The sequence below is a fragment of the Leeuwenhoekiella sp. NPDC079379 genome (genome assembly GCF_044542075.1).
In the GTDB taxonomy this organism is placed as follows: domain Bacteria; phylum Bacteroidota; class Bacteroidia; order Flavobacteriales; family Flavobacteriaceae; genus Leeuwenhoekiella.
Window position 1 is genome coordinate 1 of record NZ_JBITTU010000013.1, and the last position, 8983, is coordinate 8983.

The 8983-nt window shown below is 35.1% G+C and carries 9 protein-coding genes and 2 tRNA genes; 4 read left to right on the forward strand and 7 right to left on the reverse strand.

Annotated features, from left to right (window positions below; genetic code table 11):
- Nucleotides 1-90: 90 nt before the first annotated feature.
- The 5 genes from ACIGAM_RS17230 to ACIGAM_RS17250 all read right to left on the reverse strand — a co-directional run bounded on the left by ACIGAM_RS17230 (nt 91) and on the right by ACIGAM_RS17250 (nt 3453).
- The gene (locus ACIGAM_RS17230; protein ID WP_396512720.1) at nt 91-399 is read right to left on the reverse strand and encodes a phage integrase SAM-like domain-containing protein; all 309 of its coding nucleotides are present in this window, start codon (nt 397-399) and stop codon (nt 91-93) included.
- A gap of 5 nt (nt 400-404) precedes the next feature.
- Nucleotides 405-869: an Arm DNA-binding domain-containing protein gene (locus tag ACIGAM_RS17235; protein WP_396512721.1), complete on the reverse strand. Its 465-nt coding sequence runs from the start codon at nt 867-869 to the stop codon at nt 405-407.
- Between the two features lie 214 nt (nt 870-1083).
- Nucleotides 1084-1158: transfer RNA gene (locus ACIGAM_RS17240), tRNA-Pro, on the reverse strand.
- A 24-nt stretch (nt 1159-1182) separates the two neighbouring features.
- Nucleotides 1183-1266: transfer RNA gene (locus ACIGAM_RS17245), tRNA-Ser, on the reverse strand.
- 141 nt (nt 1267-1407) lie between these two features.
- On the reverse strand, nt 1408-3453 hold the full coding sequence (locus ACIGAM_RS17250) for an HD family phosphohydrolase (protein ID WP_396512722.1): 2046 nt from the start codon (nt 3451-3453) through the stop codon (nt 1408-1410).
- A 252-nt stretch (nt 3454-3705) separates the two neighbouring features.
- On the opposite strand from ACIGAM_RS17250, the gene ACIGAM_RS17255 reads away from it, so the two are divergent.
- Both ACIGAM_RS17255 and ACIGAM_RS17260 read left to right on the forward strand, forming a co-directional pair.
- On the forward strand, nt 3706-4881 hold the full coding sequence (locus ACIGAM_RS17255; RefSeq protein ID WP_396512723.1) for an acetyl-CoA C-acyltransferase: 1176 nt from the start codon (nt 3706-3708) through the stop codon (nt 4879-4881).
- An 88-nt stretch (nt 4882-4969) separates the two neighbouring features.
- Nucleotides 4970-5719, forward strand: a complete 750-nt coding sequence (locus tag ACIGAM_RS17260) for a C40 family peptidase (RefSeq protein WP_396512724.1) — start codon at nt 4970-4972, stop codon at nt 5717-5719.
- A gap of 59 nt (nt 5720-5778) precedes the next feature.
- On the opposite strand, the gene ACIGAM_RS17265 is transcribed toward ACIGAM_RS17260, so the two are convergent.
- Nucleotides 5779-6945: a class I SAM-dependent RNA methyltransferase gene (locus ACIGAM_RS17265; protein WP_396512725.1), complete on the reverse strand. Its 1167-nt coding sequence runs from the start codon at nt 6943-6945 to the stop codon at nt 5779-5781.
- Nucleotides 6946-7020: 75 nt separating this feature from the next.
- Between ACIGAM_RS17265 and ACIGAM_RS17270 the strand changes: the two genes are divergently transcribed.
- Both ACIGAM_RS17270 and ACIGAM_RS17275 read left to right on the forward strand, forming a co-directional pair.
- The gene (locus ACIGAM_RS17270) at nt 7021-7689 is read left to right on the forward strand and encodes a ZIP family metal transporter (protein WP_396512726.1); all 669 of its coding nucleotides are present in this window, start codon (nt 7021-7023) and stop codon (nt 7687-7689) included.
- Between the two features lie 2 nt (nt 7690-7691).
- Nucleotides 7692-8120 carry a DUF4268 domain-containing protein gene (locus ACIGAM_RS17275; protein ID WP_396512727.1) on the forward strand — a complete coding sequence of 143 codons (429 nt, stop codon included), beginning with the start codon at nt 7692-7694 and terminating at the stop codon, nt 8118-8120.
- Here ACIGAM_RS17275 and ACIGAM_RS17280 read toward each other — a convergent pair.
- Nucleotides 8117-8743 carry a hemolysin III family protein gene (locus ACIGAM_RS17280; protein WP_396512728.1) on the reverse strand — a complete coding sequence of 209 codons (627 nt, stop codon included), beginning with the start codon at nt 8741-8743 and terminating at the stop codon, nt 8117-8119. The two genes, ACIGAM_RS17275 and ACIGAM_RS17280, sit on opposite strands and share 4 nt — an antisense overlap.
- Between the last annotated feature and the right edge of the window lie 240 nt (nt 8744-8983).

Sequence of the window (8983 nt, forward strand, 5' to 3'; positions counted from 1 at the left end):
GCTCTCGCTAAATTTGCTGTTTTTCATCGTGACAGTGTGAATTTAAAATTAGTAAATTCGAATTAACAACTGTCCTGTTTTTAGGGAAGCCTACACAGTGTAACAAGCAAATAAAAAACAGTCTTTTACCCGTTTATAACCTATACTATTAAAATGAGTTTCTTCTAATCGATCGAGTTCTCGTTGTGTTAGGTAGCACCTTTCCGTTCGATCTAACTTTAATTTAAAACTTTGAAAGGGATCCTTAGGTAACCATTCCATTTTAACAGCGAGATTGACCATTTTCATCAGGCGTTCTAAATGTTTCATTGTACCATTATTAGAACAGGTTTTTCTTTGCTTTTTAGGTTTATAGGTTCTAATATAGCGTTCAAACTCGGTTATAAAACGGTAGTTCATATCAACTAGGTAAAGTTATCAGTTTTGAAATGATCCAAAAGAAATGACTTGATATACTTTTCAGTTGAGTAATAATTTTTCATTGTACCTGGCTTGAGCGAAAGTCCCATATTATCGTTATGGTACTTCACTAGTTCCAAAAGCGTTATTCGCTTTTCGTCCTCTCCAAGATATCTCAGCTTTATAGCTTTTGAAGTTATTACCTTTCGTTCTGCGTGAAGCTCTTTATGTGCATTTAAAACTTCAGCCTTCACATCGTCCATATAAGAGTTGAGTGTGATTAGATAATCTGAAGTTTCTTTGGCCTTAACGCGTAGTACATCCCAATCTTTAACATCAATATCACGCTTAATACTCAGTTCTGAGCGTTTCTTATTGACTGTAATTCTGATATAGATATCCAGTTTATTTAGATTGTTTCTTTTGGGGCGCGTAAAGAAGTTCACGCCTAATGTGCTGTTTGTCGGCATTTTGTAGGTCTTTAGATTAAACATTAATTGCTTAAAGACTACATCCAGATGGCCTAAATGCTATATAAATCTACGATAATTTGCACACCTTATTGCACACCAATTGCACACATTTTGCTTGATTTCATATGATATCGATTGATATCATTAAAAACAAAAAAACCTGTTAATCAATAGATTAACAGGTTTTTGATGCCCACTGTAAAGTGGTTCGTCGGGGTGGCAGGATTCGAACCTGCGACCTCCTGCTCCCAAAGCAGGCGCGATGACCGGGCTACGCTACACCCCGAGGTGTAAATTTTAAAAAGTTTTGCGGAGAGACAGGGACTCGAACCCTGGCGACAGTTACCCGTCGACAGATTAGCAATCTGCTCCATTACCACTCTGGCACCTCTCCTTAAGAACGAAGCGTCTCTCTCAAAACGCGGGTGCAAATATATATCTAACTTTTAAATCAACCAAAGGTTTTTAGGGAATTTATCGCTTTTTTTTTGACTCTTTTTTTAATTGCCTGAAAACAAGATTATCACCATAAAAATTATTCTGGATATTCTATTCGCAAATGGTAAATATTATTCAGTTTTGACTTTAAAACCTTCTTTATCGTTTGTATTTCTTTAAATGTAATGTTCGCATTTAAAAACTGATTATCGTCCATCTGCTTATTAACAATTTTCTCGACAAAAGAGTCTATTAATACAGATGTAGGATTTTTTAAACTCTTACTCGCGGCTTCAACACTATCTGCCATCATTAAAATAGCAGTTTCCTTACTAAATGGCAAAGGCCCGGGATATCTAAAATCTTCAATCTTAACATCTTCATCCTGCTCCTGAGCTTTCTTATAAAAATAATATACAGTACTTGTACCGTGATGCGTACGTATAAAATCAATCACGCGATCTGGAAGATTATTTTTACGGGCTATTTCTATGCCATTAATTACGTGATCTATAATTATACGGGCACTCTCATAAGGTGACAGATCTTCGTGAGTATTAATACCTGTAGATTGGTTTTCAGTAAAATCTGTAGGATTAGCCATTTTACCTATATCGTGATACAATGCACCTACCCGAGTAAGCATTGAGTTAGCTCCTATCTCATTTGCCGCGGCTTCAGCAAGGTTTGCTACGTTTAAACTATGATGAAACGTTCCTGGGGCTTTATTTGCCAAATCTTTCAGTAATTTAGAGTTGGTATCTGTTAACTCGAGAAGAGAAAGATCACTTACTAAACTAAAGATTTTCTCATAGGCATAAATTAAAGGTTGTACAAAGAGTGTTGCTAGCCCTGTAATGATAAACATACTAAAAGTCTCCCACTCGAGATTGTCTACAGTTCCCTCATGAATTATATGAAAAGCAAAATAACCTAAAATATAGATGAAGGTTATTTGTCCTACCGAAATAAATAAATTAGCCCTCTTGTACAATTCTGAAACGGTAAGAATGGTAACTATCCCGGCTATTACTTGCAAAAACATATATTCTGAAGTGTTAGGCACAATAAAGCCTAATAAAAGAATAGCTATAACGTGTGTAAACAAACCCAATCTAGCATCAAAGAATGCCTTTATAACCAGCGGAAGAATACAAAGTGGTACAACGTAAACATAATTAGCATCATACTTGACAATGATTGTGGTTAACAAAACCATTAAAATTATATTGAAAAATATGAAGGTTACCTTCGTATTATTTTCAAAAACTGCTTCCCTATAATTACGTATAAATAATAACAACATAGTTAGAGCTACCGAAACTAAAAGAACATACCCAAATACGACCCAGTTGTATTTGCTCGCAGTCCAGGTTTGAGACTCATATTCTGCTTGCAGTGATTTTAAGATCTGATAGGTGTTTTGCTCAACGATCTCTCCTTTAGCGACAATACGACTTCCTTTATTAACGACACCTTTAGTAGGTGCTATTTTACTTAACTCTGCATTTAACTCCTTATTGGTTAGTTTTTCGTCATAAACAACATTAGGCTGTACTACATCAAAAAACAATTCTTTAAATCTATTTACAGCCTGTACATAAGGCCCGTTAACTAGCCGTCTATTGATTAAAACAGTAATTTCTGCAGTAGTATTTAAATTCTCAATAGAAGTTTCTTCAATTTCATTACCGCGCCGCAGATAAACTTTTCTCCCGTCTTCAAAAGATGCAATATCACTTATAACACCATATTTATAAATATCCTCAAGAATTTTAGAACCAAAAGCTTTTAGCTCTTTCTGCCGATCTCTAAATATTGAATCTGTAAATACAGATGCAAATTGATTTTCATAAGCCGCTTTAGATTGGTTAGCTATATCCTGATCATATATAAAATAAGGAATGATATTATTTTCAGCTTCAGAACGCTCACGCTCTAACTGATCTTCACTTTTTAATATTGCAAAATCAACCGGAGCATATAAATTATCATACTGCCAGGGTTTATTCTGTTGAAAATCAAACTGAAATTTTCCACTCTTCGGAAAAAGATATACAATAAGAATTGTACTCACAATACATAACAAAATCTTGTATAATGATCCTTGATTTTTATAAAATCTATTTAAAATGTCCTTCATATAGCTAACGAAAACAATTGTATTAAAAAAGGAAGCTAAATAACTTAATTGCGAAGCAATTCTATCATCAATATTCACTTTTGAGCACAGTCTGCAACCTGAAGCAACTTCTTTTTTAACTCAATTTCAAGAGTAAAAGTACTAAAATTAAATGGTTGAGATTATATACGAGGCTGTTGCCCAATAATAACGTTTTCGTAATAAAATGACTAAATTTACGGAGCTTAAAATTTTAAATAAAAATCACATATTATGCATAAAGAAGTTGTCATTGTATCTGCTGTACGTACACCCATAGGTAGTTTTCTTGGAAGTTTATCATCCTTAACTGCCGTTGATCTTGGTACAGCAGCAATTAGAGGTGCGTTGTCTAGAATTAATTTAGACCCTACCCTGGTCACTGAAGTTTTTATGGGTAATGTGGTACAAGCTGGCGTAGGGCAAGCTCCTGCTCGCCAGGCTGCGTTAAATGCAGGAATACCAGACACTGTACCATGTACAACTGTAAATAAAGTGTGTGCTTCTGGGATGAAAGCAGTGATGCTTGCTGCTCAATCAATCGCACTAGGAGATAATGATGTTGTCGTAGCCGGCGGTATGGAGAGTATGAGTCAAATCCCTCATTATGTTCATATGCGCAACGCAACTAAATTTGGCTCAGCTACGCTTATAGACGGAATGCAAAAAGACGGTTTGGTAGATGCATATGATGGTAATGCCATGGGAGTATGTGCAGACTTATGTGCAAAAGAATATGATTTTTCTAGAGAAGATCAAGATGCATTTGCAATAGAAAGCTACAAACGCTCTGCTGCCGCCTGGGAAGCTGGTAAATTTAAAGATGAAGTAATCCCTGTAGAAGTTCCCCAGCGTCGCGGTGAACCTACAATCGTTGATGAAGATGAAGAGTTTAAAAATGTTAGAATGGATAAGATTGCAGGTTTACGTCCCGCCTTTTCAAAAGATGGCACTGTAACAGCAGCTAATGCTTCAACTATAAATGATGGTGCCGGTGCGGTAATCGTTATGAGTAAAGAAAAAGCTAATGAGTTAGGCCTTGAAATTTTGTGTACGATAAAAGGATATGCAGATGCAGCACACGAACCGGAGTGGTTTACAACTGCACCTTCAAAAGCCTTACCTAAAGCTTTAGCTAAAGCAGGAGTTAATCAAGACGAGATTGATTTCTTTGAATTTAATGAGGCGTTTTCTGTTGTAGGCTTAGCTAACATGAAAATTTTAGGCTTAACTGCAGACAATGTTAATATAAATGGTGGTGCGGTTTCACTTGGCCATCCTTTAGGCTGCAGTGGTGTGCGTATTTTAATTACACTTATTAATGTTCTAAAACAAGAGAATGCTAATCTGGGTGCAGCAGCAATCTGTAATGGTGGTGGTGGTGCTTCGGCAATGGTTATTTCTAGGTAATAAGGCGCATTTTAGATCAGATGTTAATAATCTCATTGGTGGGTAAAAAGCATTTGAATTACTTTTACAAAAATTTCAAAACCGCCTGATGAATTACGGCATTTGCCCATTAAGTATTATACCTATGCGTTTAGAGCCTGCAGACCAGGCCGAGATGATTAACCAAGTACTTTATGGAGAACATTTTAAAGTACTCGAGATTCGTAAAAAATGGAGTCGCATTCGCCTCGCACACGATAAGTATGAGGGGTGGATAGATAATAAGCAGTATAAAGAGATTTCTGAAGAAAATTACGCTGTCGCGGAAGATAAACAACCAGTTCTTGCCAGCGATTTATTACAAATGGCTACTTCTTCAGACTCTCATATTCTTAGCATTCCACTGGGAGCTCAATTGGCAAATCTAGATTTAACAGGCGACTTGTATGAAGGTAATACGGCAAGTTCAGTAAATGACAAAACATCTTTTATAAATACAGCACTACTCTATTTAAAAAGTCCTTATTTATGGGGAGGGAGAACACCTTTTGGCTTAGACTGCAGCGGTTTTACACAAATGGTATATAGGCTTAATGGTCATTCCCTATTACGTGATGCCTCTCAACAGGCTGCACAAGGAGAAGCCTTAAGTTTCATTGAAGAAAGCGAACCTGGAGATCTTGCCTTTTTTGATAATGATGAAGGCCGAATTGTGCATGTAGGCATAATGCTACAGGATAATTACATTATTCATTGCCACGGTGAAGTACGTATAGATCGTATAGATCATACCGGTATTTATAATGCAGAAAGACGCACTCATACCCACAAACTAAGGGTCATAAAAAGAATACTTTAAACAAAAAAGGCAACTTAAAATATCAAGTTGCCTTTTTTGTTTAAAATCTCTTCAAAAGATTACTCTTCTTCTTTCTGAAATTTAGCTTTCTTGGACCCCGCATAAATATCATACTTTACTAATCGCGATTCTAACGAACCATTGTAAAGTTTAATTTTACGTGACGTACGTAACCCCACATGCTTCAGCGATTCTAAATTAGAAGTAATAAACCACGCCTCAGTATCTTTATAATTTTGTTTTAGAGTATCTCCTATGCTTTTATAAAAAGGCTCCATATCTATTTCAAGACGTTCACCATATGGAGGGTTAAACACCATATGAAGATGACGTTCTTTTTCCTTTTCAGTCTTAAAAAAGTCAGCTTCCTTGATAGCTATAAATTCGCTCAATTCAGCATTTCTTACATTCTCAATAGCTTTTTCAACAGCCGAAGGCGCCTTGTCATATCCTGAGATTGTAAAATGAAATTCACGTATTTTCTTTAGTGCAGACTCCTCAATTACATCAAATAAATCTGGATCCCAATCATGCCAGTTTTCAAAACCAAATTGTTTTCTATTTAAATTAGGCGGTATATTACAAGCAATCATCGCTGCCTCGATCAGCATCGTACCACTACCACACATAGGATCTAAGAAATCGCTATGCCCTTTCCAACCCGCAAGCATTAAACATCCTGCGGCAAGTACTTCATTAATAGGTGCTATATTTGTTGCTAGTCGGTAGCCTCGTTGATGCAATGACACACCACTACTGTCTAATGATATATTACAGGTATTGTTTCGTATATGAATATCTATACTCAAACTAGGGAATTTAAGATCTACATCTGGACGCTCACCCGTATTTTCTCTAAATTGATCTACAACCGCATCTTTTGCCTTTTGCGCAACAAATAAGGAGTGCGTAAACTCTTCACCACTAATTGTCGCATTTATAGCAAACGTGTCATTAACACGCATATATTGACTCCAGTCTATGCTTTTAACGGCATCATATAAAGCATCTTCATCCTTAATAGTAAATGTCTTAAGCGGTTTAAGAATTTTAATAGCTGTTCTACAGCACAGATTTGCTTTGTACATAAACCCCTTATCACCACTAAAAGAGACACTTCTAGTACCTATTTCTACATCTCCTGCACCTAATTCACGTAATTCTCGAGCTAGTAATTCTTCAAAGCCAAACATTGTTTTGGCTAGCATTTTAAAGTTCCCTTCCATTGTAAAAATTTAGATTGCAAAAATAGGTTAATTTTATCGGTCAATTACGACTAACGGAATCTAGCCAATAATTCTATGATATTTATATTACCTGTCGCAGCGGTTTTGCTGGGATTTATACTTGCATTACTTTTTAAACCCGCTATTAATAATGCCGTTAAATTGCTCTTAGCTTTTAGTGGCGCATTTTTACTTTCAATAACAATTTTTGAATTTCTTCCAGAATTATACGCCTCAGGTTCTAAAAATATAGGCCTATTAATAATGGCGGGATTACTACTTCAAATACTCCTTGAATTTTTATCTAGAGGTGCAGAACACGGTCATTTGCACTTAGACCAAAATACAAAAACAATCCCATGGTTACTTTTTGCAAGTCTATGTGTGCATTCAGCATTTGAAGGTTTTCCGCTTTCTCAAAATCAAGATTTAGTTTACGGTATCGTAGTTCACAAAATACCCATAGCTATCATTATAAGCTCATTTTTACTTGCTTCAAATATTAGCAGAATACAAATCATAATTTTCCTCCTATTATTTGCACTAATGACACCATTAGGTAGTTATTTAGCAACTTTAGATTTTTGGTCAGAAAGTATTAGAAACGATATAAATGCGCTTGTAGTTGGCGTATTACTTCACGTCTCAACCACAATTTTATTTGAATCTTCAAAAAATCATCAATTCAACGCCACTAAGTTTGGTGTTATCTTATTAGGGATTGGTTTAGCCTATATGCTTTAATTATGTTCAGTAGAGAAGAATCTAAACAAATACGAGAACAATTCTGGATATTCTTCGGAAAACGCTATCCTCGTAAGTGGTTATTATACGATACTAAAGTCAAAGAGATAAATCTTAAATTTAGTTTTGACAATGAGAAAGCGATGGTTTCTTTTGATATAGAAACACACGACGAGATATTTAGAGAATATTATTATGACAAATTTGTAAGTCTAAAGAACTTGCTAAGAATAGAAATATCTGATAATATAATTCTTGAAAAAAATTATTTACGCAGCAGCGGAAAAATTATTTCTAGAATCTATATTACAAAGTACGAAGTGAATATTCATAATAAAAAGCATTGGCCAGAAGTTTTTGATTTTTTTAATAACACGATGCCAAAGTTTGAATTATTCTGGTATGAATATCAGGATATTATTACAGCCTAGATTACGTCTAAAAAAATAAACATAAAATGAGAAATACTCCCTCCTAATACAAACAGATGCCAAATAAAATGATTAAATGGTATCTTTTTTATAGCATAAAATATAATTCCTACCGTATAAAAAATCCCACCCAATATTAGTAAGTTAATTCCCTTTTGAAAAGTATGGAATAAGAGATTATCCCAGTCAAAAATAATTAACCATCCCATTATTAGATAGAGAAGTAAAGAAAGAACTTCGAACCGGCCTGTCAAGTATATTTTTAAAATTGTACCTATTGCCGCGACACCCCAAACAATCCAAAAGATCAACCAACCGTTTCCCTGTTCTAAAGTTATTAATGCAACAGGTGTATACGTACCCGCTATTAAAAAATAGATACTTATATGATCAATTTTTCTAAATAGCGTTTTCCAAGAAACGTGAACTACTGCGTGATAAATGGTCGAAGCTGCATATAGTAGAATAATAGAAAAACCATAAAATAGAATGCTTAATGTGCTAAACTCCGAGTTTCCATTATTATATTTCAAAAGAAAATACAAACCTACTATTCCCAAAATAATTCCTACTCCGTGGGATACCGCATTCCAGAATTCCTCTTCTTTCCAATTCAAATTCATCAAGTAAAATTACAGAATACAAATTTGACAAAGCATATAAATTAAGTTGTGTCGTTTCCCTTCAGGTCGGGCTATAGGCTTCAATCTTTTTGAAGCTATTGCTTTAAGGATTTCCACTATTATCCCTAACGTAGTGTGTAGTAATTTTCTACTTTCTACTTTCTACGATTTGACTTTTAGGCAAAAAAAAATCCGCATCAACTAAATGATGCGGATTTCTAAAACAAGGCGGCGACCTAC

Bases quoted from the DNA above. Each gene is read 5' to 3' on its own strand.
- ACIGAM_RS17270 (WP_396512726.1), top strand. From the start codon at position 7,021: ATGATATTTATATTACCTGTCGCAGCGGTTTTGCTGGGATTTATACTT.
- ACIGAM_RS17260 (WP_396512724.1), top strand. From the start codon at position 4,970: ATGAATTACGGCATTTGCCCATTAAGTATTATACCTATGCGTTTAGAG.
- ACIGAM_RS17250 (WP_396512722.1), bottom strand. From the start codon at position 3,453: ATGAAGGACATTTTAAATAGATTTTATAAAAATCAAGGATCATTATAC.
- ACIGAM_RS17275 (WP_396512727.1), top strand. From the start codon at position 7,692: ATGTTCAGTAGAGAAGAATCTAAACAAATACGAGAACAATTCTGGATA.
- ACIGAM_RS17255 (WP_396512723.1), top strand. From the start codon at position 3,706: ATGCATAAAGAAGTTGTCATTGTATCTGCTGTACGTACACCCATAGGT.
- ACIGAM_RS17235 (WP_396512721.1), bottom strand. From the start codon at position 869: ATGCCGACAAACAGCACATTAGGCGTGAACTTCTTTACGCGCCCCAAA.
- ACIGAM_RS17265 (WP_396512725.1), bottom strand. From the start codon at position 6,945: ATGGAAGGGAACTTTAAAATGCTAGCCAAAACAATGTTTGGCTTTGAA.
- ACIGAM_RS17280 (WP_396512728.1), bottom strand. From the start codon at position 8,743: ATGAATTTGAATTGGAAAGAAGAGGAATTCTGGAATGCGGTATCCCAC.
- ACIGAM_RS17230 (WP_396512720.1), bottom strand. From the start codon at position 399: ATGAACTACCGTTTTATAACCGAGTTTGAACGCTATATTAGAACCTAT.